The 26478-nt window shown below is 68.7% G+C and carries 21 protein-coding genes and 1 other RNA gene; 16 read left to right on the top strand and 6 right to left on the bottom strand.

The window, feature by feature from the left end; all coding sequences use genetic code 11:
• Positions 1-108 precede the first annotated feature (108 nt).
• Both Ssi02_RS06420 and Ssi02_RS06425 read right to left on the bottom strand, forming a co-directional pair.
• Positions 109-780, bottom strand: coding sequence for an endonuclease V (locus Ssi02_RS06420; protein WP_204022505.1), 672 nt, complete (start codon positions 778-780; stop codon positions 109-111).
• Between the two features lie 307 nt (positions 781-1087).
• Complete coding sequence (locus tag Ssi02_RS06425) at positions 1088-2173, bottom strand: DUF8094 domain-containing protein (RefSeq protein ID WP_204022085.1); 1086 nt, start codon at positions 2171-2173, stop codon at positions 1088-1090.
• Positions 2174-2262: 89 nt separating this feature from the next.
• On the opposite strand from Ssi02_RS06425, the gene prfB reads away from it, so the two are divergent.
• Positions 2263-3384, top strand: a complete 1122-nt coding sequence (gene prfB, locus Ssi02_RS06430; RefSeq protein ID WP_204022087.1) for a peptide chain release factor 2 — start codon at positions 2263-2265, stop codon at positions 3382-3384.
• Positions 3385-3504: 120 nt separating this feature from the next.
• On the opposite strand, the gene Ssi02_RS06435 is transcribed toward prfB, so the two are convergent.
• The gene (locus Ssi02_RS06435) at positions 3505-3696 is read right to left on the bottom strand and encodes a hypothetical protein (protein WP_204022090.1); all 192 of its coding nucleotides are present in this window, start codon (positions 3694-3696) and stop codon (positions 3505-3507) included.
• 236 nt (positions 3697-3932) lie between these two features.
• On the opposite strand from Ssi02_RS06435, the gene ftsE reads away from it, so the two are divergent.
• The 10 genes from ftsE (at position 3933) to Ssi02_RS06485 (ending at position 16128) form a co-directional block, all read left to right on the top strand.
• Complete coding sequence (gene ftsE, locus Ssi02_RS06440) at positions 3933-4622, top strand: cell division ATP-binding protein FtsE (protein ID WP_020541427.1); 690 nt, start codon at positions 3933-3935, stop codon at positions 4620-4622.
• A gap of 35 nt (positions 4623-4657) precedes the next feature.
• On the top strand, positions 4658-5566 hold the full coding sequence (ftsX, locus tag Ssi02_RS06445; RefSeq protein ID WP_204022092.1) for a permease-like cell division protein FtsX: 909 nt from the start codon (positions 4658-4660) through the stop codon (positions 5564-5566).
• A gap of 23 nt (positions 5567-5589) precedes the next feature.
• Positions 5590-6057, top strand: coding sequence for an SsrA-binding protein SmpB (gene smpB, locus Ssi02_RS06450; RefSeq protein ID WP_204022094.1), 468 nt, complete (start codon positions 5590-5592; stop codon positions 6055-6057).
• Positions 6058-6062: 5 nt separating this feature from the next.
• A complete protein-coding gene (locus Ssi02_RS06455; RefSeq protein ID WP_239128647.1) occupies positions 6063-7952 on the top strand; it encodes a penicillin-binding transpeptidase domain-containing protein in 1890 nt (629 codons plus the stop codon).
• Positions 7953-8674: 722 nt separating this feature from the next.
• Positions 8675-9061: a transfer-messenger RNA gene (gene ssrA / locus Ssi02_RS06460) on the top strand.
• A gap of 297 nt (positions 9062-9358) precedes the next feature.
• On the top strand, positions 9359-10555 hold the full coding sequence (locus tag Ssi02_RS06465) for a PP2C family protein-serine/threonine phosphatase (RefSeq protein ID WP_204022096.1): 1197 nt from the start codon (positions 9359-9361) through the stop codon (positions 10553-10555).
• A gap of 645 nt (positions 10556-11200) precedes the next feature.
• On the top strand, positions 11201-11467 hold the full coding sequence (locus Ssi02_RS06470; protein WP_204022099.1) for a hypothetical protein: 267 nt from the start codon (positions 11201-11203) through the stop codon (positions 11465-11467).
• Positions 11468-11472: 5 nt separating this feature from the next.
• Positions 11473-11781 (top strand): hypothetical protein, encoded by a 309-nt coding sequence (locus Ssi02_RS06475; protein ID WP_204022101.1) that lies wholly within the window; start codon positions 11473-11475, stop codon positions 11779-11781.
• A 289-nt stretch (positions 11782-12070) separates the two neighbouring features.
• Entirely contained in the window at positions 12071-13297 is a 1227-nt protein-coding gene (locus tag Ssi02_RS06480; RefSeq protein ID WP_239128648.1) for an extracellular catalytic domain type 1 short-chain-length polyhydroxyalkanoate depolymerase, read from the top strand.
• Positions 13298-13347: 50 nt separating this feature from the next.
• Positions 13348-16128, top strand: coding sequence for a sigma-70 family RNA polymerase sigma factor (locus tag Ssi02_RS06485; RefSeq protein WP_204022102.1), 2781 nt, complete (start codon positions 13348-13350; stop codon positions 16126-16128).
• Here Ssi02_RS06485 and Ssi02_RS06490 read toward each other — a convergent pair.
• A complete protein-coding gene (locus Ssi02_RS06490; RefSeq protein ID WP_204022103.1) occupies positions 16069-16596 on the bottom strand; it encodes a hypothetical protein in 528 nt (175 codons plus the stop codon). The two genes, Ssi02_RS06485 and Ssi02_RS06490, sit on opposite strands and share 60 nt — an antisense overlap.
• A gap of 140 nt (positions 16597-16736) precedes the next feature.
• Positions 16737-17849 carry a S1C family serine protease gene (locus Ssi02_RS06495; RefSeq protein ID WP_239128649.1) on the bottom strand — a complete coding sequence of 371 codons (1113 nt, stop codon included), beginning with the start codon at positions 17847-17849 and terminating at the stop codon, positions 16737-16739.
• A gap of 231 nt (positions 17850-18080) precedes the next feature.
• Here Ssi02_RS06495 and Ssi02_RS06500 point away from each other — a divergent pair, with 231 nt between their 5' ends.
• Positions 18081-19196, top strand: a complete 1116-nt coding sequence (locus Ssi02_RS06500; protein ID WP_204022104.1) for a hypothetical protein — start codon at positions 18081-18083, stop codon at positions 19194-19196.
• A gap of 164 nt (positions 19197-19360) precedes the next feature.
• Positions 19361-21544, top strand: coding sequence for an acyl-CoA dehydrogenase family protein (locus Ssi02_RS06505; protein ID WP_204022105.1), 2184 nt, complete (start codon positions 19361-19363; stop codon positions 21542-21544).
• Positions 21545-21606: 62 nt separating this feature from the next.
• Here Ssi02_RS06505 and Ssi02_RS06510 read toward each other — a convergent pair whose 3' ends face one another.
• Positions 21607-23652 (bottom strand): 2-oxoacid:acceptor oxidoreductase family protein, encoded by a 2046-nt coding sequence (locus Ssi02_RS06510; protein ID WP_204022106.1) that lies wholly within the window; start codon positions 23650-23652, stop codon positions 21607-21609.
• Positions 23653-23788: 136 nt separating this feature from the next.
• Here Ssi02_RS06510 and Ssi02_RS06515 point away from each other — a divergent pair, with 136 nt between their 5' ends.
• The 3 genes from Ssi02_RS06515 (at position 23789) to Ssi02_RS06520 (ending at position 26469) form a co-directional block, all read left to right on the top strand.
• Positions 23789-25390: an MmpA family trehalose lipid delivery protein gene (locus Ssi02_RS06515; RefSeq protein WP_204022108.1), complete on the top strand. Its 1602-nt coding sequence runs from the start codon at positions 23789-23791 to the stop codon at positions 25388-25390.
• A 115-nt stretch (positions 25391-25505) separates the two neighbouring features.
• On the top strand, positions 25506-25634 hold the full coding sequence (locus tag Ssi02_RS39225) for a hypothetical protein (protein WP_275410609.1): 129 nt from the start codon (positions 25506-25508) through the stop codon (positions 25632-25634).
• Positions 25635-25647: 13 nt separating this feature from the next.
• The gene (locus tag Ssi02_RS06520) at positions 25648-26469 is read left to right on the top strand and encodes a glycosyltransferase (RefSeq protein ID WP_204022110.1); all 822 of its coding nucleotides are present in this window, start codon (positions 25648-25650) and stop codon (positions 26467-26469) included.
• The last annotated feature ends 9 nt before the right edge of the window (positions 26470-26478 follow it).

A 26478-nucleotide genomic window follows, 5' to 3' on the forward strand; every position in this document is an offset into this window, starting at 1 on the left:
GTGTCGCTTCTGTTGCTTTATCGGCGCGTGTCATCAGCGCGTGTGGTCGGCGCCAGTCATCCGCGTGTGTCGCCCCGGCGTGTCACCCGCGCGTGTCGCCCCCTGCCCTCAGGCCGACGACAGGGCCTCGCGGAGGGCGTCGCGCGACAGGCGGTCGGCGCGGCGGGTCGTCTCGGGGAGGCGATATCTCAGCGCGAGCCGCAGGGCGAGGCCGGTGGAGTCGTCCATGTCGATCAAGTGGCCGGGGGAGACGAAGACCGGTTTGACGCCCCGCTGGGTGCGGAGTGCCCGGCCCACGGTCTCACCCTCGTGGACCAACGGGGTGAACGCCCCTCGCTCGTCCGGCACCTCGTCGAACGTGCCGACGAACGGCGTCTTGGCCACTCCGAAGGCCGGCAGGCCCGTGGTGACCCCGAGAAAGCATGCGAGCCCGAACCGGCGCGGATGGGCGATGCCGTATCCATCGCAGACCAGCACATCCGGGGTGACGGTCAGTTTCTCCAGGGCGGACAGGAGGATCGGCACCTCCCGGAAGGCCAGGAGCCCGGGGACGTACGGAAAATCACAGGTGCCGATCGAGGTGACGCTCTCGGCGATCGAAAGGTCGGGCAGGTGCAGGACGACCACCGCCCCCGCGATGCGACCGCCGGCCGAGGAGGACTCGTAGGAGACGTCCAAACCGGCGACCAGACGTGGTGGCGCCGGCAGCGGGGCGTCGCTCACCACCCGGTGGCGGAGCCTGTGTTGCAGCGTGACCGCCTCCGCGGCGTCTCGGGGCATTCGCACAGCCGCCTCCTCTCAAACTCGTCTGACGAGTCCCCTGCGCCGTTTCGGCGACACCGGGCTCGAAGCCCCGGGCCGGTGCGCCGGTTTTGCGGCGCTGGTTTTTCGGTTTTGCGGCGCCGGTGGCGCCGGAGCGGCTTGGTGGTTCCTGCAGCGGCTTGGTGGTTCCTGCGGCGCCGGATCGGCTTCATGGTGCCGGTGGCGCATGGTATGTGATGTCGGCGGCGCCCGGCCGGATATGTGATGCCGGTGGTGCCGAAACGGATATGTGCTGAACCGGACCTGTGGTGCCCGGCTTCGTGTGTCAGTTCTTCGTGGCGCGCACCAGGCTGCCGTCGAAGCCGACGACGGTGGCCAGGGCCTTGGCGTCCTTGGCCGGGACGGTGCTGACGTATTGGTGGGTCTCCACCGCGCGCAGCGTGTCGCGGTAGGTGGGCTCGTCGCGCTCGGACGGGTTGTCGATGTCGTCGGCCGGCTCGGTCGCCCACAACATGGGGTTCGGGATGGGCTTCGGCACGACCTCCCCGGCCAGCGTCTGCGCGTCCCAGGTGCTCGTGCGGGTGAGGGCATATTGCACGAGCGCGCCGCCGTCCTCGGTGCGCAGGGCGTAGACGGGGTGCTCGGTGGCGCTGAAGATGGAGTCGTAGCTCAGCCCGTTGTCCTTGGCCTTCGCGCGCTCCTTGACGATCGCGGCGAAGTATTCGGTCGTGTGGGGGCCCGCCGCGATGTGCCCGCGGGAGAAGCCCCCGGGGCCCTCCTCGGCGGCGGTGGCGTGCAACGGGGCCATGAGGCGGGGGCGGATCAGCACCGAGTCGTCCTCGGCCCCGAGCGGCGTGGCATATCCCTCCTCGTCGACCGCGACCTCGGGCAGGGCCGTGCCGGGATAGAGGAGGCTGGCGAAGCTGAGCTGCCACCTGGCGTCCTCGCTGTGACGCACGAAAGTCATGATCGAGGTCTCGGCCTCTTCGCGGCCCTGCTCGTGGCGCCCGACCACGGCGGTGAACCACGCGGGGAACTGCTCCACGCGCGGCACGAAGAGGGTCGGGTCACCCCAGGAGTAACGGGGGGGAGCCAGATCGTTGGACAGGTAGGCGGCGGCGGTCAGCTGGCGCTGGCCGTCGCGGGTGATCTCGGTGGCGAGGCGCTGGTCGCCGCTCGCCCGGAAGACGGTGTCGAGGGCGAGATAGGCGTCGAGGGCGCTTTCTGCCTCCTCGAAGGTGACCTTGGGCTCGGGCCTGTCCGGCTTGGCGGAGGTGGGGGAGATGGTCGCGGCGACGGGGGAGGCCCCAGAGGAGGCGACGGGGGCACGGCCGGATCCGGTGCAGGCGGTGAGGCCGAACACCAGCCAGAGGCCGGCCACGATGACCCCTGGCCGCCCGTATGATCGCACCGATTGCCTCCCCAGACCCCGCCCGCGCGCCCATGCTAGTCGCTGTCGCATGCCAGACAGGGGTCGGCGGTCGCGTACCCTTTACAGACGTGGCAGGCATCGATCCGTTCGAAGAGATCAACGAGCTCGCGGGCACCCTGAAGGGCATTCAGGATGTGCTCGATCTCGACTCTATGCGCAGGCAGCTTGATGAGCTTGGGGAGCAGGCCGCCGCACCCGACCTGTGGAACGACCCTGAGCAGGCGCAAAAGGTCACCAGCAAGTTGTCTCACCTTCAAGGTGAGCTCAACCGGGTCGAGGGGCTGATCAGGCGGCTCGACGACCTCGGCGTGCTCTACGAGCTGGCGCAGGCCGAGGACGACGAGGAGACCCGCGAGGAGGCCCTGCGGGAGCTCTCCGCGCTCCGGCGCGACATCGGGGCCCTGGAGGTGCGCACGCTCCTGTCGGGCGAATACGACTCGCGCGAGGCCCTCATCACCATCAACTCCCAAGCGGGCGGGGTCGACGCGGCCGACTGGGCGCAGATGCTCCTGCGGATGTATCTCCGCTGGGCCGAGCGCAAGGGCCACACGACGGAGGTCTACGAGACCTCCTACGCCGAGGAGGCGGGCATCAAGTCCGCGACCTTCACGGTGAAGGCGCCCTACGCCTACGGCACGCTGCGCGGCGAGCACGGCACACACCGGCTGGTCCGCATCAGCCCCTTCGACAACCAGGGGCGCCGCCAGACGTCTTTCGCGGGCGTCGACGTGGTGCCGGTCGTCGAGCAGACCGATCACATCGACATCAACGAGGACGAGCTGCGCGTCGACGTCTACCGTTCGTCGGGTCCCGGCGGCCAGGGCGTCAACACGACCGACTCGGCGGTGCGCATCACCCACATGCCGACCGGCATCGTGGTCTCCTGCCAGAACGAGCGGTCGCAGCTTCAGAACAAGGCGACCGCCATGGCCGTGCTCCAGGCCAAGCTGCTTGAGCGCAAGCGGCAGGAGGAGGCCGACAAGATGTCGGAGCTCCGCGGTGAGAGCACGACGTCGTGGGGCACCCAGATCCGCAACTACGTCCTGCATCCCTATCAAATCGTCAAGGATCTCCGCACGACCGTGGAGGCCGGCAACCCGACCGCGGTGCTCGACGGCGACCTCGACGAGTTCATCGAGGCGGAGATCCGCTGGGCCCGCCGCCGTGAGCAGGGTCTGGCCGACGACTGATCGGGTCCCCCGCGGCAGCCGGCTCCGGCGTGCCTCGGGGGGCGGGCCGGGGCGTCCGGCCGGGTTTGCGGGGAGGTCCGCACGAAAACGGCCTCACCTGTGGTTCTTTCCGGGGGGCGATCAATAGCCCGCCATGTGCCGCAGGGCGAGGGCGACGAAGAGCAGCACGGCGAGGGCGATAACGACGAGGGCAGGCGAAATGCCGTGGAATCCCTCGCGGCGCAGCCGCTCGCGTGAGGCTCGGCAGACCGCGCAGCGTCCCTCGATGACCGGGTGAGCGCACTGGGCGCAGATGAGATGTTCACAGCTCATGATGTGCTCCGCTCTCCACGGTAGTCGGTTTTGTCCACTAGGTGACCATGCTGGAATCGTTTTGTTTCCGTTATGGACGTTCCATGCCAGTGTTCCCCCTAGACTGTGCTCTGGCCAACCGGAGTGTCGATCCACGGTAAAGGACCGACGTCGGATGGCCGCCGACCGGCGGGAAGTGGCTCTCGACCACCCCTGCGACTGTCCGACCCCCTAGACTGGCATGCCGTGATGCGCCCGTGATCCATTTCGATAATGTCACCAAGGTCTACGCGAACCAGAATCGACCCGCTCTGGACCATGTCAGCGTCGACGTTGACAAGGGCGAGTTCGTGTTCCTCGTCGGCCCCTCGGGGTCCGGCAAGTCGACCTTCCTCCGACTGGTCCTTAAGGAAGAGCGGCCCAACTCCGGTGCCATCCACGTAGCGGGCAAGGATTTGGCGCGGCTCTCCAACTTCAAGGTGCCGCACCTGCGCCGACGCATTGGTTGCGTGTTCCAGGACTTCAGGCTGCTGCCCAACAAGAACGTCTACGAGAACGTCGCGTTCGCCCTGGAAGTGATCGGTAAGCCGAGGCGGTTCATCCGCAAGGTGGTGCCCGAGGTCATCGAGCTGGTGGGGCTTGAGGGCAAGGCACACCGCATGCCCGACGAGCTCTCCGGTGGTGAGCAGCAGCGGGTCGCCATGGCGCGCGCGTTCGTCAACCGACCGATGATCCTGCTGGCCGACGAGCCGACCGGAAACATCGACCCCGCGACGAGCATCGGCATCATGAAGGTGCTTGACCGCATCAATCGGACCGGAACGACGGTTGTGATGGCCACGCACGATGCCGCCATCGTCGACTCCATGCGCAAGCGCGTCGTGGAGCTCGAGGACGGCAAGATCGTTCGTGACCAGTCGCGTGGCGTCTACGGCCAGGCGTACTGACCGTCTAGCGAGAGCAACAGGGGACACCCAAGAGCATGCGGGCAAACTTCATCTTCTCCGAGGTCTGGATCGGCCTCCGCCGTAACCTCACGATGACCATCGCGGTCATCGTGACCGTTGCCATTGCCATGGCGCTCCTCGGTGTCGGTCTGATGATCAACGCCCAGGTCAGCCGGATGAAGGATTTCTGGTCCGGCAGGGTCGAGATCTCCACGTTCCTCTGCAAGAAGGACGACCCCTTCGCCGCCTGCAAGGGCAGCACCGGTGTCGACGAGACGCAAAAGCAGGAGATCGAGGCTGCGATCCGTGCTCTCCCCCAGGTGGAGAACGTCACGTTCGAGAACTCCGCGACCGCCTATGAGAACTTCCGCACGGCCTACGCCGACAACCCCGTCTTCGTGGCGGCGGTGCAGGCGGAGGACATGCCCGAGTCCTACCAGGTGAAGCTGAAAAACCCTGACGAATACGTCGCGGTGATCGACCAGCTCAAGGCGATCAAGGGTGTCAGCAATGTGGTCAACCACCAGGCCATCCTGGACAGGTTCTTCGGCCTGCTCGAACGATTGCGATGGGCCGCGCTCGTGGTGGCGGGCATCCTGGTCGTCTCGGCCTTCCTCCTGATCGGCAACACGGTCCGCCTCTCGGCGTACAACCGGCGGCGTGAGACCGGCATCATGCGCCTGGTCGGCGCCTCCAACCTCTACATCCAGCTGCCCTTCGTCATGGAAGGCGTGATCGCGGGCCTGCTCGGCGGTGTCGTCGCCGCCGTTCTGCTGATCATTTCCAAGGTCTTCCTGTTCGAGAGCATGGCGGCCTATCTCGCCGCCAACAGCCAGCTCGAATGGAACGACGTGGCAGGTGTGATCACCCTTACTATGATCATCGGTGTGGTGATCTGTGTTATCGCCTCGTTCTTCACGCTTCGGCGATACCTGAAGGTGTGACGAGCCCCGGTAGGCTCAACGGCATGCCACGTGAGACCGGGCGCAAGGTCATCGCCCAGAACAAGCGTGCCCGCCACGACTTCCACATCGAGGACACCTTTGAGGCAGGCATCGTGCTGCAGGGCACGGAGGTCAAGTCCCTCCGTGCCGGTCGGGCCTCCCTCACCGACGGCTACGCCACGATCAAGGACGGCGAGGCGTGGCTGATCAACGTCCACATCCCTGAATACACGCTGGGAACCTGGACCAACCACGCCGCCAGGCGCACCCGCAAGCTCCTGTTGCACCGCAAGGAGATCGACAAGCTCCTGGCCAAGACCAAGGAGAGCGGGCTGACGATCATCCCCTTGGCGCTCTACTTCAAGGACGGCAAGGCCAAGATCGAGATCGGGCTCGGCCGTGGCAAGAAGGACTGGGACAAGCGTCACGCCCTTGCCGAGAAGCAGGCCAAACGAGAGATGGCGCGGGCCACGCGTCACAAGCACCGGTGAGACACGTGCGCAGAGCCACGCGCAGGGCCCTCGCCTCGTCGCTCGCCATGGTGGCGTGCGGTGCCACCCTCACCGCCTGCTTCGAGGAGCCCTCGCCCCACGAGGCCGTGCAGACGTTCCTCGTCGGCTGGCAGTCGGGTGACTACGCCGCGGCGGCGGCCCGCACCGACGGCGACCCGGCCAAGGTCGCCAAGGCGATCGAGGACGCCGGGGTGCACCTCGACGCGGCCTCGTTCCGCTTCAAGCTGCTCGGCATCACCCGCAGCGGCGGCAACGCGCAGGCCGACTTCACCGCCGAGGTCGACCTCGGGGAGAACAACCCGCTGTTCACCTACAACGGGAAGTTGCCGCTGCACCTGGTGGAGCGCCACTGGAAGGTGCGCTGGTCGCCCAGCGTGCTGCACCCGAAGCTCCAGGAGGGGCAGCGGTTCGCCGTCGAGACCGTCTCCGAGGGCCGCAAGCCCATCGTCGACCGCGAGGACAAGCCTCTGCAGACCGACGAGCCGCTGCGGGTGGCCACCGTGACGCCCGCCAAGCTCGACAACCCCCAGCGCCTCGTGCAGGAGCTCGCCGCCGTCACCGGCTTCCCGCAGGACCGCCTCCTGCGGCAGGTGTTGTCAGCCCCTCCCAACAGCCAGGTGCCGCTGGTGACCTTCGGCCGCGACAAATACGCCCAGCTCGCGTCCAAGCTCGACATCCGCGGCCTTGAGATGAAAGACGAGACGCAGCCCGTCGGCCCCGACTCACCCGCCCAGATCGTCGGCCGGGTCAGCGCCGTCACCGCCGAGAACGTGCAGCAGCTCGGCGGGCCGCAGCGCGCCGGCGACTCGGTCGGCCTCAACGGCTTGCAGAAGCACTATCAGGACATGCTCACCGGCTCCACCAGCACGCGCGTGATCACCGTCGATCTCAAGACGCAGCAGCCGGTCGCCGAGCTGGGCAAGTGGCCGGGCCGCAGCAACTCCTCGGTCTCCACCACGATCGACAGCGCCGTCCAGGGGGCCGCCGACTCGGCGGTCGCCGGCGGCGTCAACCCCACCGCTCTGGTCGCCGTCCAGGCATCCACAGGCCAGGTGCTGGCCGTCGGCACCAAGGACATGCATCAGGAGAAGGACGCGCTGGCCGGCAAGTTCCCCGCGGGCACCGCGTTCTCCATGGTGGCCGCCGACGCGCTGGCCAAGAGCGACGTGAGCACCAAGCAGCGTCTCGCCTGCCCCCCGGTCCGCAGCGTGGGCGGGGCGCAGTTCCAACAGCCCGGCGCGGCCGGCGGTGCCGCGCCCACCCTTCAGGCCAACTTCGCCGGCGCCTGCACCACCGCCCTGGCCTCCCTGGCCAGGCGTGTCGACGCCAAGGAACTCGCCGCGAGCACCGCCGCCTTCGGCATCGGGGCCAAGTGGAAGCTCCCCCTGAAGTCCTTCGCCGGCTCCGTGCCCGTCATCAGGAGCGACGCCGACAAGGCCAAGGTCATCACCGGGCAGAACGTCCAGGTCAGCCCCCTGTCCATGGCACTCGCCGCCGGAGCCGCCGCCTCGGGCACCTGGCGCCCGCCGGTCCTCGTGACCAGGCCCCCGTCCATTGAGCAGACCGCGGGCAGCCCCGTCACGCCGCCGCCCACGGCGGTCCCGCTCGATCCCAAGTCGCTCAGCACCATCAAATCCCTCATGAGGGCCGGTGTCACCAGCGGCACCGCCAAACCCGCAGACGCGGGGAGCGGCCCGCGTGTGTACGGCATAGCCGCCCCGGCCGGTGGCGACGCGCAGGGCCGTAAGCGGTTCAGCTGGTTTGTCGGCTGGCGTGGCGACGTGGCGGTCTCGGTGCTGGTCGAGGGCGGCGACACCACCGCCGCGGCCACCATCGCCGGCCGTTTCCTTCAGACGGCGAAGGCGCCTTCCTGAGGACAGGTGACAAGCGCCTTTTCTAGGGGCGAGGTGGCGAAGGGCGCCTTCCTGAGGCAACTGCTCTTCCTGAGAGCAGGTGGTATGGGCGTCTTCGTGAGCACAGGCGGCGAAGGCGCCTGGCCCGTGGAGATCCTCTGCCCCGAGCCCGGGACCCAGGTGTTTGGGACACCAAAAAAGGTCACGCTATGGGAAAGATTCATCACCCTAAGCAACCGTGGTGGACTTGTGCTGCGTCTTCCTAGATGACTGAGCACCGCTTGGGGGGTTGCGGTCTCAGTCGCCGTGATGAGACAGGGCTTCATCTCGGGGGAAGCCCTGCCGTCCGGACCGGCTCGACCCTGCCGGTCGGCCCCCGGGGACGCGCGCCTCAGTGCCGCGTCTCCGGGGGTTTCGGCATGCGGTGGGGCTTCATAGCCCTCTCCAGGCGCCGCCAACGCCCTTCCAGCCCACACTCACGCCCTCCGGGCACCGCTCACGCCCCCTGGTACAGCCGACGTTCACATCCTCCGGCATACGGCTTCCGGCCCCCTCTCGCCCTCCGGCGCGTGCTCAGCACAGGTGCGTGTCGTCGTCGTGGAGCGCCCGCGATCGTGTCACCGGCCACACCGGACACATCCGCCTCACAGCGACGCTCAGGAATGAAGTTGACGGCTAGGGCGTTGCAAACGGTATCTTGGTGATGCGTCCTGCGAAGGGCGCACCACATTGAAAACTGCACAGGGGGTGACCGGTTTCGACTTCGGCTTTGCAAGCCAGGAGAAGCGGGCCGAGGACTGCGGACATAACCTCGTTAATCCTGTGACCGCAAACAACAAGTGCCAACTCTAAGCGCACTGAGGTCAGCCAGGGCAACCTGGCCCTCGCCGCCTAAGCAGCGAGGTAGCACCTTGTCAGCCCGGGAGCGCCTCCGGCCCGGATCTGGCATCGCTAGGAGGCTAAACCGACCGACCCGGCCACGGGGTCGGAAGGGACACCTTACAGTGGCTGAGCCCGTCGGCGACTCGCCTGTGTGATCGCCGGGGCTGAGAAAAGCACAACAGGCTGCGCCCGGAGAAGCCCTGACTTGGAGTTGAAGGACGCGGGTTCAATTCCCGCCACCTCCACCCTTGTGCCGCTGTTCACCACCGCCCGTCCGGGCGGCGGCGAGCAGCGCGGATGTCAATGACGGCGGTGTCTTTACAAGACACCGCCGTTTTTGCGTTCACCGTAGTTCCCGGGCACGTAATTCACTCCATTGACCCGGTTCACCGTTTGCCCGCTACAAACTCCTGCGGGGCAGCGAGAACGACTCGCCACCCTCGCCGCGGCAGGGTGGTGGTCACCTGTTATGGACTGGATGCGTGCGCTCCGCATTTCGTGATACCTGGGGTGTTATTGGGAAGGAAGTGCACAAGGAGGCCGCCATGACGCATGACCGACTCAAGCTCGATGATGTTCTCGCGGCGGCGGAGCGCGCCGCGCCAGTGGAGTCCATCGACGTGGTCGCCGCCAACCTGCAGGAGCGGTTCGGCGCGGTGGCCGTGTCCTTCCTGTTCGTCGACATGGTCGGTCGGCTAGTGGTGCGGATAAACGAAGAGACCGCATCGCAGCAAGACCGCGGCGCCGAACAGATCTCCCTGATCGGAAGCGTCTACGAGCAGGTATTGCGCACCCAGCAACCGACCCACGTGCCCGACGAGGAATACGGACAACGAGTGATCGCACCCGTCACCAACCGGGGCGACACCATCGGGCTGCTGGAGCTGACCTTGCCCAGGATCACCGAGGACGTGCTGGAGCAGATAGGCCAGGCCGCACACGCGCTCGCCTACATCATCGTCACCGACCGCCGCTTCACCGATCTCTACCTGTGGAGTCAGCGCACCACACGGGTCAGCCTGGCCGCTGAGATCCAGCATCAGCTCCTGCCGTCGGCCACATGCTGCGAAGCCGCCCAGTTCGTGTTGGCCGCAGGCATGGTCTCCGCTGACACTATCGGCGGCGACACCTACGACTACACCCTCGACTACGGAACCCTGCACCTGTCCATCACCGACGCCATGGGCCATGACGTCGGCTCCGCCCTGCTGGCCACCCTGCTGGTCAATGCCTCCCGCGGTGCCCGCCGCGCTGGCTGCGACCTGGCCGAACAGGCACGCCGCACGCACCGGGCCCTCTTGGATCACGGCCAGGGTGGCCTGGCCACCGGCCAGCTGCTCCGCATCGCCTTGGACGGCAGCAAGATGCAACTCGTCAACGCCGGCCACCCCTGGCCGCTGCGTCTGCGTGACGGCGAGGTGGAGGAAGTGCCCCTGGACATCGACCCGCCCTTCGGCTTTCCCTTCACGGTCGACCATCGCGTGCAGAACCTCGACCTGCGTCCCGGCGACCGCCTGGTGCTTTACACCGACGGCATGCGGGAGCGCCAGGCGGAAAAGGTCGACCTGATCGCCCTCATCCGCGACACCAACGCCCAGCATCCCCGCGAAGTCGTACGAACGCTGACCGGCGCGGTGACCGACGCTTGCCAAGGCCATCTTGCGGACGACGCCGGCATCCTGTGCTTGGACTGGCATGGCCCTTCCCGTGACGGTTATCGCACATACCCGGCCGACAAATGATCCCAGGCCCCAGAAACCGATGTCCTGAGCTCATCGCTTACCCGAGTCGAGTTCGGCCCCGACGATTTCGCCTTCTCCATCCTCTGAAAGCACAAGCACAGCAGGCTGCGCCCGGAGAAGCCCTGACCTGTAATTGAAGGACGCGGGGTCAATTCCCGCCACCTTCACTCTTGTGCCGCTGCTCCGCCACCGCCCGTCCGGGCGGCGGTGAACAGCGCGGATGTCAATGACGGCGGTGTCTTGTGAAGACACCGACGTTTTTGCGTTCGCCCCCCGTTCCCCGGCGGTTACGGCCAAGCCATTCCCCGGCGGATGCGGCAGACCGTTTCCACGCGGATGCGGCAGGCCATATGGATGCGTCGCCGCCGCGGGGAGGCGAAAGGAGATGGCCACCCCTTCATCGCTGCATTCCTCGTGCCGTTTCCGGTGCTGATTTATCTATCACCCGTTATTGACTTCCCTTAATCGGGCGGGGGATGGTCAAAATGAGAGGCGGAAGGGGATTTTCTCGGGGGCGTAGAGAAGCGATGAGGTGTTCCGCCCGGCCCCGGAGCCGAAGTCCGCACAAACACTCCGGCCCTCCGGGAGGACACGATCTCGGCGATGGACGGTGGGATAACCGCGGGGGCAGGGATTTTAGCCGCCGTGGTCATGACGTTATGGGTGCCGCCCGCCGAATCGGCGTTCGCCGCGATTTCCTCCGCCGTGCAGCGCGTGATGTCGGTCCTGGTGCCGCATCTCGGCATTCTGCGGATGCATGGCCAGAGACAGGCCTCGCCGGCGCAACTGGTGTCCGGCATCCTGTCGGCGTCCCTCTGGGCCGCGGCCCTCGGTGCCTTCGGGACGCCGGCCGTCGCGGTCGCGCTGCCTGAGGCCGCCGCTGTGTGGAGCCAGGCCGGCCCGTCGTGGTGAGCGGTGTGCTGGTGCAGGTGGTCGCCTGCCTGCTCGGCGCCGGGCTGGGGTTGCTCATCGGATCGGCGCTCGTGGCCTTCACGGCCACCGTCGTGCTGCCGATGGGCCTCTGGGTTGTCCTGGGCACCGTCGAGGCGCTCGCGCCCGCTCAAGGGTGGCTCACGCCGTACTCCGCGGTGCGCAATCCGCTCTCGGGGCAAATGAGCGCGATCATGTGGGCGCAGTGGATTGTTGTGTTTCTCCTCTGGGGGGTCGCGTTGAACGCGGCGGGGATCCTGTGGCGGAAACGGCGGAGTTTCGCGCGCGAGGGCTGACGTTCGCACAGCCGGTTTTCCCGGTTCGTCGCCTGACTCTTGCGTGGGCGGGGCTGCGTCCTTAAGGTGATGCTCGCACACGAGCGAAATCGGATGGGTTTTAGCGCATCGTGTGTGTTTTAACCGTGGGTGAGGGATGGGGCTCGATGCCGGGCCTCGTCAACACTCGGCCTGTGTTGGGTGCCCTCCCACCCGGCTCCGTCGGCTTTCCTCAGCGGGCTGACGGGGTTTTCGCATGGACCTCATCCTCTGATCTTTACCTGACACCTTCAAGATCAAGGAAAAACCTGTGCTGAGAGCGATGCTCCACGCGTTATTGGGGACGGTTCTTCTCTTCACCTCACTGGTCTTCACCGGAACAGGCTCGGCTTCGGCCGCCGCGTTGGTGGAGGTCACGGAGTTCGGCGACAATCCCAGCGGCCTCGGCATGCACGTCTACGTGCCGGACAACGTCGCGGACAAGCCCGCGCTGGTCGTGGCCGCGCACTATTGCACCGGCTCGGGCCCGGTGCTCCACCAGGGCTCGGAGTTCGGCACCATGGCCGACCGCTATGGATTCGTCGTGGTCTATCCCTCAGCCACCCGCCCGGGGCACTGCTTCGACTCCTCCTCGCCCGAGGCACTGAGCCGGAACGGCGGAAGCGATCCGGTGGGCGTGCGGTCGATGGTGCGCCATGCGATCGAGGAATATGACGTGGATCCGAAGCGGGTCTTCGTGGTCGGCGTCTCCTCGGGCGCGATGCTCGCCAATGTGCTCCTGGCGCATTATCCCGATGTCTTCGCTGCGGGATCGGCCTTCATGGGGGTGCCGTACACCTGTTTCGCCAGTCCGTGGGGCTGGAACTCCGACTGCTCGGGCGGGCGGACCGTCAAAACCCCGCAAGAATGGGGTGACCTCGTCAGGGCCGCCTATCCCGGTTATCGGGGCAAGCGGCCGCGCATGCAACTCTGGCACGGCGCCGACGACAACGCGGTTTCCTACGTCAACCTCGGCGAGCAGGTGAAGCAGTGGACCGACGTGCACCGCGTGGGCCAGGTGCCGGCGGCGACCGACAATCCCCAGCCCGCGTGGACCAGAAGTCGTTATGGCGGCGCCGGGACGGCGGCGAAGGTCGAGTCCGTCAGCCTGCAGGGAATAGGACACTGGCTTCCGCTGCCGGGCATGGCGCAATATGCCATGGAGTTCTTCGGGCTCAGTGTTCCCTGCCGGGTCTCCTATCGCACCGACGCCTGGGAGCACGGGCTCACCGCTTACATCACGGTCGCCAATAGGGGTGCTTTCCCGGTGAAGGACTGGCGGCTCTCCTTCACGCTGCCGACCGGGCAGCGCATCACGTCGGGATGGAATGCTGTCTATTCCGGCGCGAGCGGGCCGGTCACGGCGCGCCCCGCGGGCTACAACGCCGTGATAGAGGACGGGGATTCGATCCGCCTCGGGCTAGTGGCGTCCCACACCGGGGACCGGAGCAAACCCACTGCCTTCACACTGAACGGCACAAATTGCGAAGTCATATGAGCCCCTTCAAATAGGGCAAATCCTTGAGCGTCATGCGCCACGATTAGCGCATGACGCTCACCGGAGACCTCACCGACCCCCAGAGCGACCGGGAGCGTCCGCCAAGCGATCAGGTGGCCGCCGCCCGGAGGTTGCTCGCCGCCGATCGCCACCGGGCCGATCCTTCGTCCCGCCTGCTCACCGCCGATGAGGAGGTGGGCCTGGCCCTGCTCATGCGGGACGGCGGCGGCGAGCCCGCCGAGGGGTTCGCCGCGGCGTTGCCGTCCGGCGACGAGCGGCGGGCGGCCTTCGACGCGCTCGTGATCCACAACCTGCGGCTCGTGCGCGGCCTCGCCCGCTCCCACCTGGGACGTGGGCTGGAGTTCGACGACCTGGTGCACCACGGGGCGCTGGGGCTGATGCGGGCGGTTGAGAAGTTCGATCCCGCTGCGGGAACCGAGTTCTCCACTTACGCGACCTGGTGGGTCCGCCGGCGCATGAGCCGCGCCGTCGCCGACGAGGGCACGTTGATCAGGGTGCCGGTGCACCTGCACGAGGTGCTCCGCAAGGTGCAGAGCGCCTTGTCGAGGCTCCTGGAGCGGGCCGGTACGGCTGAGCCCCCGCAGGTGGCCGCCGAGGCTGGTGTGCCGGTCGACACCGCCACGCTGGCGTTGCGGGTCGCCCTCCCGGTCGAGTCGCTCGACGCGCTGAACCCGGACGAGGTGGAACACGAGGTCTGGCCGCGCGGTGCCGTACCCGGCCCGGAAGAGGTGCTCGACGGGCGGTTCGGCAGGGAGTGGGTGGAGTGTCTGCTCGCGCCCCTGCCGGCGAGGGACGCCGACGTGGTGCGGCGGCGCGTGGGCATCGTGGACGGGGTGCCGCAGACACTTGAGGACATCGGACAGTCGTACGGCATAAGCCGGGAACGCGTGCGCCAGCTTGAGAAGCGTGCCCTCGGCGAGTTGCGGGAGCGGGTGCACGCCGCGCCCGGCGTGCGCCGGGTGGCGGCGGGGTCGGCGGCCAGGCTGGCGGTGAGCGGCGAGTTCCTGGCCGCCTACGCGCGCCTGGCGCCCCGGCTGCGGCGCCGGGTGGACACCGCGGTCACCGCCTTCCAGAAGGACGTGGACCGCTGGCTGGAGCGCCTGGAGTGCCCGCGTGAGGCGCGCGACCCGCGGGTGCGGCTGCTGCCGGTGGGCATGACGGGGGCGTCGGCTCCGCAGTGGTCGGTCGTGGTGCTGAAATCGGGTGACGTGCACACCCTGGTGACGGTGTCGCCGCCTGGGGAGACGGCGGAGCTGGTGAGGCTCCGCGAGTTTCCCGGCGAGATGCCTGCGGATCCGGCGAAGGAGCTGGATGGGCAGCCGGAGCGGCCCGACCGGCTGGAACCCCCGGCCGTCATCGTGGACGGTCCGGAAGAGCTGCGGGGCGCGCTCGCGCACCCCTTCGTCGTCTGGAGGACGTTCCTCCACCCAGACCAGCGCAAGATCGCTTATCGCGAGTCCTACACCGGCCCGGTGCAGGTCTCCGGCGGCGCCGGCACCGGCAAGACGATGATCGCGCTGCACCGCGCGTCCTATCTGGCGCACCGCGCGGCCCGCGACGGGGGAACCGTCCTGCTGACCACCTTCGCCCGCAACCTCGCCGACGCGCTCGACCGCCGGCTCGCCCACTTGATCGACGACGCCGACATCTACGAGCGGGTCGAGGTGTCGAGCGTCGACCGGCTCGCCGCCCGCGTGGTGCGCGGGGAGATGGGCCGCCACCCGCAGATGGTGGCCGGGCACGAGCTGGAGCGCGAATGGGGGCCGGCGGCCAGGGAGGCGGGCCTGCCGTACGGCGGAGCCTTCCTGGTGCGCGAATGGGAGCAGGTGATGCTGGCCCAGCGCATCACGACGGAGGAGGAGTATCTGTCCTGTGCGCGGCCGGGGCGGGGGAGCGGCCTGCCGAGGTCGAGGAGGACCGCCGTCTGGCGGCTCGTGCACCGGCTGACGGGTGAGCTTGAGGCGGCGGGGCGCCGGACCTATCTGCAACTGGCCGACGAGGCGGCGCGGATCCTGGCCGGCCGGGGCGAGCGGCCCTATCACCACATCGTGGTGGACGAGGCGCAGGATCTGCATCCGGCCCAGTGGCGGCTGCTGCGGGCGGCGGTGGGCGAGGGGCCCGACGATCTTTTCCTGGTCGGCGATCCGCATCAGCGCATCCACAACCACCGGGTCTCGCTGTCGGCCCTCGGCATCAACGTGCGGGGGCGCGGGGTGCGGGTGAAGGTCAACTATCGGACGACGCAGGAGATCCTGGCCTGGGCCGTACCTCTGCTCGGCGGGGCGGCGGTCCAGGGGCTGGACGGAACGGCCGACGACCTGGCGGGATATGCGTCGCCGGTGCACGGCGACAAGCCGAGGGTGCACGCGGCGGCGGATGACGAGGCCGAGCTGAGTGAGTTGGTGGCGCAGGTGGGGGCCTGGATGAATGCCGGGGTGGACCCGGTGTCCATCGCCGTGACGGCGAGGTTCTTCCGGCTCGCCAGGCGCGCCCACGAGGCGCTGGGCGCGGCGGGCATCCCGGCGACGTTCATGGGGGGCAGCGACGAACGCGACGCGGTGCAGGTGGGCACGATGCACAAGGCCAAGGGGCTGGAGTTCCGCTGTGTCGCCGTGATCGGGGCGTCGGCGGAGTTGATCCCCAACCCCGGGGTTCTGACGCCGGAGGGGGAGGATCCCGTCTCCCGCGCCCTTGACCTGCAGCGTGAGCGCAACCTGCTGTTCGTCGCGTGCACCCGGGCACGCGATCAGCTATATGTTTCGCACGTGGGAGCGCCAAGCCCCTTCATCGGTGAGCAGGATGGCCGCTAGAGGGGTCTCCCCGCCGAACCGGTCGGGCACGGGCACGCTCATCAGTTTGATGTAGCGGTCGAGGATCATCTGGTGCGCCACCATCCCGGCGCCGAGCAGAAGGGCGATCCAGCCGGAGAGGCCGGTGAGCATGGTGATGGCGAATTCGCCGGAGGTGTCGCCGACCCCTTCGGGCTCGGTTTCCAGCCAGCTTGAGGTGGCCCACGACTGGGAGATGACGACGAGGCCGAAGACGAGGGAGATTCCGCCGAGGATGTAGCCGAAGGGCTGGGGGCCCGGACGGCTTTGGAACGATCCGATCCCGATGCCGAGCAGCAGCACCAGGGGGAGCGCGATGAAATGGCCGATGAGCAAGCCCATTAACGCGGCCAGTCGGAGGTGGTCGAATCCATCGCCTTTTTCAATGCCCAGGGGGATCCCTGCGGTGCTGAGTAAGAGGCCGATGGCGAACAGGCGTGCGGTGGTCACGTCACGCATAATCCTCGATGACCGGGGGGTGAGGTCAATGGAACGAACTTTCTGATATAGCACTGCTATCGGTCTTATGGCACGGCCGCGCTTGATCCACCTGAGCGGAGGCCTCTGACCTGGGCGGACGGCGCCGCGGGCTAGTCGCTGGGCAGTTCGCTGAGGGTGACGTCGACCGTGGTCTTCTTCCCGTCGGGGCGCAGGACTGTGATCTTCGCCTGGTCGCCGATCTTGTAGGCCGCGAGCTTCTCCGAGAGGTCCGTCAAGGACGTGATCTTCGCGCCGTTGACCCCGACGATGACGTCGCCCGGGTGGATGCCCGCCTTCTCTGCACCGCTGCCCGGGTTCACCTTGGCGACGCCGACCCCGGCGGGGGTGCCGTCCGTGCCGACGATGGTCTGCCCGGTGATGCCGAGGGCGGCCCGGCGGGTGTTGGTGACCTTGCCCTCCTTGATGATCTGGTTGGCGATGTCGGTGGCGGTGTTGCTGGGGATCGCGAAGCCGATGCCGGGCGCGGTGCCCCGGCCGAGTTGCGGATCGGCGGCGGCCAGGGTCGGGATGCCGATGACCTCGCCGTTCAGGGTGACGAGGGCGCCCCCGCTGTTGCCGGGGTTGATGTCGGCCGAGGTCTGGATGGCGTTCGGGATCGTGGCTCCCGCGGAGCCGCGGCCGGGGGGTTCGGTCACCGTGCGGTCCAATGCGGAGATGATGCCGTTGGTCACGCTGCCGGAGAGGCCGAGGGGATTGCCCATCGCCAGCACGATTTGGCCGACCTTCGCCTTGCTGGAGTCGCCGAACTTGCCGGGGGACAACCCGGCGGGATTGTCCACCTTGATCACCGCGAGGTCCCCAAGGGGGTGGGCGGCCACGAGTTTCGCCTGGCGGGATTTTCCACCGCTGGGCAAGGTGACCTGGAAAGTGCGCGACTCTCCGAGCACGTGGGCGTTGGTGATGACGTGCCCGGCGGTGTCGTAGACGATGCCGGAGCCGAGGCCGTTCGAGGTGGTGATCTGCACGATGGAGGGCAGAACACGGTGGATGACGCTCTCGTAGGCGGCCTGGAGGGCGAAGGCCGAATCCGTCGGAGCCGTGGGTGAGGGCGTCGTGGCGGCGCCGGCGTGCGGTGTGGTTGCCCGCGCGGGCAGCGTGGCGACCGGCGGCGCGCTTGTGCCGCAGCCACCGGAGAGCATGAGCGCGATGGCGGACGCGCCCATGGGGAGAAGGACGCGCAGGCCGATAGGTGTCATCCCCATGCGCGGTACCTTCCCTGAATGACAAGTTTGATACAGGGCGTAGCCGAAGGCGTGCGCTGAGTGATCATTTCTGAGGTTGTCGACAGAAATCCGGACCGGCTTTCGGTGCATGACGGTCGTAAGGTGACGTAATCTGCGGCCATGGCGGAAGACCGCAGCGCATCCCCTGAAAAGGACTACACCCCGTCCTATGACGCGCCCACTTCCCCAATACCCGTAATCCGTGACGACATGCCCCCGCCCGAACCCGGTTCAGGTCCGTCCGGAACCCCCGACATCCCCGAATCCCCTGCCGAGGTCATCGTTACCACCAGGTTCCCCGTCTCCGAGCCCGAATCCACCCCCGACTTACCAGCCGAAACGGACCGGCCACCCGGACCCGGTCCCTCCGATCCGGCCGACGAGATCACCCTGGCCGGATTCCGCCCTCCCGCGGCCGGTGTCTACCCCGGTTTCCATCCACGGGCGGAGATCGACGACAGCCCTCGCGAGCCGGCCTACTGGCCCGCCGACGAGGTCGCCAACGTGCCGCCGGGCGGTTCGTTTCCCGGCTCCGCCGCCCAGACCGCCTGGCGTGTGCCCCCTCCGCCGCGGAACCGGATCAAGGCGATCCTGCTGAACCTCGGCGACTTGCCGGTCAATGTGGTGTACGGCGTAGGCGCGGCCATCCTGACCGTGATCGCCGTCATCTTGATCTTCGCGGTGTTCTCCGGTGACGAGCCCCAGCAGCCGGTCGGCCTCGCTCCGCGCTCCCAGGCGCCGGCCTCGCCGCTTCCCACGCCGACCCCCACCGCCGTCGTCAGCCTGCCCCCGGTCCCCGCGGGCAGGCTCCTGATCACCCTGCCGGGCAAGGGCACCGAGATCACCGGCGTCGTCAGCGACACCAAGGCCCGCGTCGCCTATCCCCGGCTCGGCGAGCCCTGGGCGACGGCTTCCGCCGTACCCCCCTTCACCGCCGTGCAGCGGGTCGACGCCGCCGACGACCCGCCCACCTTGATCGCCTCGCGTCTTTTCCCCGGAGCGGCCCCGAAGTCCCTCGCGACCGACGCCGACCTGCGCAAGGCGGCCGCCTCACTGGCCCGCTGGGTGGTGCGCAACCATCATCCGCCCGGCAGCACCCTCGCGTGGACCGCCTCGGAGCGACTGGGAACCGGCCGGGGATGGGTGCTGGGCTTCCGCGTCACCTATCGCCTTGCCGACGGCGTCCGGCACACCTCCGAGGCGGCGGTGGCCGTCGTGGACGCCGGGCGGGCGCGACCGGGGATGCTGATGGTCACCATTCCGGACAGTCGTAAGGAACTCTGGCGGGATCTCAACACGGTCGTCTGGAACGCTCGATCGTTTTAAGTCTTTAGCGGCGGACTTCGGCCGCCATGGGCCACTATTTCCGGCTTTGTCTCCTAGCCGCTGCGGCACGCGAGCCCGGTCCGGGCAAGGGCTGGACAGTCGTTCTAGAATACGGTTCGGTTGTGCCATAGGTCGTAAAACGTCGGAGACACCCGGAGGGTGAGATGGCGATCGGATTGAACGAAGAGCACGTGGCGCTCCGCGAATCCGTTACAGGCTGGGCAGATCGCAACATTCCATCCGAAACCATGCGCGAGACCGTCAAAACCGCCGCCATCACCACAAGGCCGGCCTTCTGGACGGGTCTCGCCGACCAAGGCCTTCTCGGCCTGCACGTGCCCGAGGAGTACGGCGGAGCCGGCTACGGCCTCCTGGAGACCGCCGTCGTGATCGAGGCGCTGGCCGAGCGGATGGCGCCCGGACCATATGTGCCCACCGTGCTGGCGAGCGCGGTGCTCCTGGCCTCGCAAGGCGGCAAAGCCGCCGCCGAACTCGTGCCGGGCCTGGCCGACGGCACCAGGACGGGCGCCGTCGCGCTGGCGGCCGGCCTCACCGGCGAGACCGCCGCCGACGGCGGCCTGATCGTCGGCGGCACCGTAGAGCCGGTCCTCGGCGGAGCACTCGCGGACGTCCTCATCCTCCCCATGGCGACCGGCGAGGGCGAACGGTGGGTCGCAGTCCAGGCCCAGTCGCTGAACATCACCCCCCTGCCCTCCCTGGACCTCACACGCGGCGTGGCCCGTGTGACCGCCGAGGCTCTCGCCGTACCCGCCGAGCACGTGATCGACGGCACCCGGGCGCGCGGTCTCGCCGCGGTGCTGCTGGGTGCCGAGGCGGCGGGCCTGGCGGGCTGGTGTGTGCGCGCGGCGGCGGAATATGCCAAGGTGCGTGAGCAGTTCGGCAGACCGATCGGGCAGTTCCAGGCGATCAAGCACAAGGTCGCCCGCATGCTTGTGCAGTTGGAGCAGGCGCGGGCCACCGTCTGGGACGCGACGCGGGCCACGGGCCCCGAATGGGAGCTCGCCGCGGCGGTCGCCGCCGTGGTGGCCCCCGACGCGGCGGTGGCGTGCGCGAAGGACGCGATCCAGACCTTCGGCGGCATCGGCTACACGTTCGAGCACGACGTGCACCTCTACTACCGCCGGGCGCTGACCCTGCGCGGCCTGCTCGGCGTCTCGGCCGAGTGGAGCGACAAGATCGCCGGCCTCATGCTGTCGGGTGTGCGGCGCGAACTCCGGCTCGACCTGCCGCCGGAGGCCGAGCCGATCCGCGAGCGGGTCCGCGCCGAGATCGCGGAGATCGCCGCCCTGCCGGAGGCCGAGCGCGGCCGTGCCCTCGCAGCCGCAGGACTGTCGATGCCGCACCTTCAGGCCCCTTGGGGCAGGGGCGCCTCACCCCTGGAGCAGGTGCTCATCCACCGGGAACTCCGGGCCGCCGGGGTCAAGCCGCCCGAGTTGATCATCGGTGCGTGGGTCGTGCCGTCGGTCGCGGTGTACGGCACAGCCGAGCAGCAGGAGCGTTTCCTGCTCAAGACGCTGAGCGGCGAGGTCGTGTGGTGCCAGCTGTTCTCCGAGCCCGGCGCGGGTTCCGACCTGGCCGGCGTGCAAATGCGGGCCGAGCGGGTCGAGGGCGGCTGGCGGCTCAACGGGCAGAAGATCTGGACGTCCCTCGCCCAGGTCGCCGAATGGGGCATCTGCATCGCACGCACCAACCCCGACAAACCCAAACACAAGGGCATCACCTACTTCCTCGTCGACATGAAGGCCCCCGGCCTGAGCGTCCGGCCCCTGGTGGAGATGACCGGGGAGGAGATGTTCAACGAGGTCTTCTTCGACGACGTCTTCGTCCCGGACGACATGGTCGTGGGCGAGGTCGACGACGGCTGGCGCGTCGCGCGCAACACTCTGTCGAACGAGCGCGTGTCGATGTCGGGCAGCGCGGGGGCCTCGGGCGCGGCCCTTACCGACCTGCTGCGCCTCGTGGAACGGCTCGGCCGCGACCTGACCCCGGCGGAGCGGGCGGCCTTCGCGGCGGTGGCCGCCGAGGCACACTCCATCAACACGCTCTCGCTGCGCGCCACGTTGCGGCAACTGGCGGGCACCGAACCCGGCGGGGACGCCTCCGTGGGCAAACTGCTGTCCACCTCACACGCCCAGCACATCGCCGAGTGCGCCGTCGACCTGCTCGGGCCTAACGTCGCGCTGGCCGCCGACCCGCGGCTCGGCGACGCGGGCTACTGGAACCGCGCGGCCCTCGCCACCCGCGCCATGACCATCTACGGCGGCACCACCGAGGTGCAGCTCAACATCATCGCCGAGCGCATGCTGGGGCTGCCCCGCGACGCCTGACCGGAGCCGTGCCTATACGTGCCTGGCCTTGCCTGCCCACCCCTGCTCAGCCGTGCCCGGACTCAGCGTCCGGGTACGGCGAAGCCCACGGTGGCCGCCGTCACGCAGAACCGCGCGCCGACCGTGTCGCTCGTCACGCGCAACTCGCCCCCGCCGCCGGTGATGCCGAACGTCGTGGTGTTGCGGTCTTTGGGCATGACCGTGCTGATGGTGCTGCCCTGGCCGAGCCGCACCTGGAGGAGCACCTCCCGGTTGGCGACCACCTCAAGCTTGACGATGTAGGTGGTCTCACCCGAGGCCGACATGCCTCCGATGGGGATGCGCGCGGTGTCGCCCACCTGCGGCCAGCAGGAGCCCGACGGCGGTTTGCGGACCGTGCCCCAGATGCCCATCGGGGTGAGTTTGCCTTCGTCGTCTATGACGTACGGCTGGTCGGACGGCGGCTGGGAGCGCATGGTGCGGCGGTGAATGGGCTTGGCGAGCGGGGCCAGCACACGCGAGGTGTGGGCGTAGATCCCGAACAGCGGCGTCGCCAGCTCGGAGGGCACAAGCCGGTCGAAGATGTCGATGTCATGCGAGGCGTCGGCGAGTTCGGCCCGGACCGTGTCCAGATAGCGCCGCGCCTTGCCGCCGTCCACCTCGTCCATGAGCCGCACGCCCGACCATAACGACGACACCCCGAACACCGCGAGCCCGGCGGCGACGATCGGTACGGCACGGCGCCGCACACGTGGCCCGAGCTCCCTCAGCCTGAGGGCCGGCCGGAGAGATCTGAGCGCCCTCGGCGTATTGGGCGCGGCGGCGGACACCTGGGTGGCCGGGACGGGGCCGGGCGAGGTGTCGGCGATGCCGATGCCGACCGCGGGGAGCGGATCGGTGGGGAGGGAGCCGGCCTCGGCGGCCTGAGTATCTTGCTCGTCCGACGTCGGCAGATATGCCAGCGCCAGGCAGAGCATGAACACGAACGCGGCGTCGGCCAGATAGCGTGTCTCGGCCCCGGCCAGCCCCACGTAGTCGGGATTGAGCCGCCCGAGGGCGATCGGCATCACGTCGGCGCAGATCAGATAGACCGTGAGCAGCGCCCACGCCTGCCAGCCGCTCATTCCGCGCAGCAGGCTGCCGCCGACGACCGCGGCGAGCAGGCCGAGGGAGAGCGCGATCTGCAAGAAGCCCGGCGTGGCGATGGCGTAGCTCCCGGTGCCGACCGGAGTCCAGCTCCAGGTCATCCCGGTCACGGCGGTCGGGAACGTCTCGGTGATGAGCCGCCGGGCGAACTCCGCCACGTCGCCGAGCGCGGTGACCGCCACCCTGCTGGCCGATCCCTCAAGCCGGGAAAGGTAGAGGATCGCATACAGCGCAAGAGGCACGCTGTAAAGCGCCCAGGCCGCGCGGTGGCGCCACGCCGCGTCCTTGAGCGCGGCCTGCCCCCTGCCTTTGGCGAACCACCCCACGGTCAGCCCGAACAGCAGGAGGGGAATCGCGCCCGCCTTGAGGAAGCAGAGCAGTCCGAACGCGATCCAGCCGGTCGCCGCGTAGAGGTGGTGGCGCCGCCCGGTGCGCAAATAGTGCACATGGGCGGTGATCGCCATGGGGGCGGCGATCTGGAGGGGGACGAGGTTCAGGGCGGCGGCCCACCAGCTCAGCGCGGGTAGCGTGAGCGGGGTGAAAAGGTAGACCGCGAACGGGACGAGAACGGCGGGCCGTGTGCCGAACAGCACCCGCAACATGCGGAACGCGGCGAAGGCCCCGAGTGCGTGCCCGGCCAAGGTGATCGCGGACGTGAGCTCCCATTGGTAGGGCGCGACCCGCGCCAGCGCCCACGCCATGGCGAAGCCCCCCGGCATGAGGTGACCCCAGTGAATCCTGGTGAGATAGTCGAGGTCCAGCGGGTTTTCCAGGCCGCGGATGATGTATTCGAAGTCGTCCTCCCTGAAATAGGCGTCCGAGAGGATCACCCATTTCCAAAGGACCGCCACGAGGATCAGCAAAACAGCGGCGGTCAAAACGGGATTGGCCGCCGCTCTTGCCGCCCATTGCGGACGTCTCGTGTTGCCGGTCGTCTGACCACCGCGCCGCCGGTCGCCCTCGGGTCCGTCGGGAAATGTCATTTCCCCCTCCGGGCGCTCCCCTTGGCCGGTCGAAGCTCGGAGTGTCACCCCACACCGCCCTCTTGCTTGGACAACGCGGCATGATATTCCACAACGTATCGAAGGGAAAGATCCAGCTTTTCCCGGAGGAGGGGCGGTGAGAAACCGGGTCTGGCATGTGGTATGGCCGTACGCCGTGGGAGGGTTGCTCGGCGTTCTCGCATTGGGGCCGGCGCTCGCACCCGGGTTCACCCTCGCCTACGACATGGTCTTCGTTCCCGAGCCGGTATTTTTACCGTCAACCTTCGGCCTGACCGGCACACTTCCGCGGGCGGTGCCGAGCGACGCCGCCGTGGCCCTGCTCGGCACCGTGCTTCCCGGCGCCCTCGTGCAAAAGCTGATTCTGCTCTCTCTGTTCTTGATCGCCTGCGGGGGAGCGGCGGCGCTGCTCGACGGACGTCCCGCGGTCGTGCGGCTTGCTGCGGCGGTCTTCTACGCCTGGAACCCGTTCGTGGCCGAGCGGCTGCTGCTCGGGCAGTGGGCGCTGCTGCTGGGCTACGCGGGGCTCCCGTGGGCGGTGCGCGCCGCGCTGGATCCGCGCGGCCTGAGGTGGGTGTGGGCGTTCGTCCCCGCCGCCGCGGGCGGGTTCATGGCCATGATCATCACAGCGCTCACGGTCCTGCCCGTCGCGGCCCTCGGGCCCGGGGGCCGCCGCGCCCTCGCGCGAGTCTCGCTCGCCTGCGTGGTGTTCGCCCTCCCGTGGCTGGTCCCCAGTCTGGTACGGCAGGCCCAGGTGCCCTCGGACGCGGCGGGCGTCGCGGCCTTCGCGGCGCGGGCCGACACTCCGCTCGGCGGCCTCGGCAGCCTGTTCACCCTGTCGGGCGTGTGGAACGCCGAGGTCGTGCCGCCGGGGCTGGACCCGGTGCTGCCCTCGGTGCTGCGGTTGCTGGTCGCGGTGGCGGCGGTGGCCGCCTTCGCGGTGGCGCGGCCCGGCGGCATGCACCTTCCGGCCCGCGCCGGCCTCGCGGTCGCCTCGGCTGCGGGCCTCGTCATCGCCTCCGCGGGCCTGACCGGGCCCGGCCGTGCCGTACTCGTGTGGTTGATCGACTTGTGGCCGGGGTTCGCGGTCGTGCGGGACGCCCAGCAATATGTCGCGCCCCTGGCCCTCCTGACGGCGCTTGGTGTGGGCGGGCTCGCCGGGCTGCTCGCGGGGTCCTCACGGCGGGCCCGGGTGCCCGCCGGCGTGCTGGGGGTGGCCGCTCCGCTGCTCCTGCTGCCGGGTCTGGTGTGGGGGGCATGGGGGCGGCTGGCGGCGGTGGACTATCCGCGGGACTTCGAGCGGGTGCGTGAGATCGTCGCCGCCGATCGGGAGCAGGGCGATGTATTGCTGCTGCCGTGGGAGTCATATCGCGCCTACGCCTGGAACGGCGGGCGTTCCTCGCTCGATCCGCTCCCGCGCTACCTGACCCGCCACGTGGTGTGGAACGATGCCGTGCGCGTGGCGAGTCAGGCGGGGGACCTGGTGATCGGCACCGAGGACCCGCGGGCCAGGGCGCTCGACTCGCTCATCCGCTCCGCGGCGCCGCTGGCGGGGCCGTTGCGGGCCGCGGGATTCAGGTTCGTGGTGCTCGACGGGGACCCCCGGGAATGGAACCGGTTTCAGTCTCGGCTGGCCGGGGCCGCAAAGGTGTATTCCGGGCCGCACGCGGCGCTCTATGCGCTGAGCTGGAAGGATGCCCAGGTCAGCAGAGCGCCATAGCCGATCTCGGGGCGGGTGGGATGATTTATTGCATTAACGTATATCTGCTTCTAAATTATGGAATCACGTTCTACTGTCGATGGGTCGAACGCGGGCCGATGCGAGGAGCCGAGGGATGCGACTGCTCATAGCGATTGTGGCCGGAGTGGTGCTTGCCGTCGGAGCGAGTGTGAGCGTCGTGACGCTCGCCGCTCCGTCACCCTCGCCGGTCGACAAGCCCCTGTTCAACTACGGCACCCGCTGACCCCGAGCGCCTCGTGCTCCGCCGCCCCGACAGAGGCGCACACACCGCTGCCCTGCTCGACGTCGTCGTCCCCGCCTGCAACGAAGAGGGACGGCTGCCCTCGGGCCTGCGCCTGCTGTGCGCCAAACTCGCCGAGATGCGGATCCCCGCATCCGTGATCGTCGTCGACAACGCCAGCACGGACCGCACCGCCGACATCGTCCGCGCATGGCCGCGGGGACCGGTCGAGGTCAGGCTCGTCTCCTGCGGCGTGCGCGGCAAAGGCGCCGCCGTACGCGCCGGTCTGCTCGCCACGACCGCACCCTACGTGGGGTACTGCGACGCCGACATGGCCACCGACCTCGACGCGCTCGACACCGTCCTGGCCGAGTTGCGCGCCGGCCGCCCCGCGGTGATCGGCTCCCGGGCCCACCCGTGGTCGGTCGTCGAGGTGCGCCACAACCCCGTCCGCAGGATGGGGGCCTGGGTCTTCCGCGCCATGGCCCGAGTCCTCGTCGGGCGGATCGGCGACACCCAGTGCGGGTTTAAGTTCTTCGCCGGCGATCAGGCCCGCGAGGCCGCCGGGGAGCTGCGCGAGACCGGGTTCGCCTTCGACGTCGAACTCCTCGCCAGAATGCGGGCGAAGTCCCTGCGGGTCCTGGAGATCCCGGTGCGCTGGCGGGATGTGGCCGGGTCGACCTTCTCGGTGACACGTCACAGCCTGGGGATCTTCGGGCAGCTGTTCAAGATTTTCACCCGGGTGGGCCTCGCCGGGCGGGGCGGTTCGCCGCGTCTGCGGCAGGCCCGGCCCACCCCCCAGGACTCCGGCCCCTCGGTTTCCTCGTCGGCGGCCTGAGCTTCTACT

The sequence above is a fragment of the Sinosporangium siamense genome (genome assembly GCF_016863435.1).
Classification (GTDB): domain Bacteria; phylum Actinomycetota; class Actinomycetes; order Streptosporangiales; family Streptosporangiaceae; genus Sinosporangium; species Sinosporangium siamense.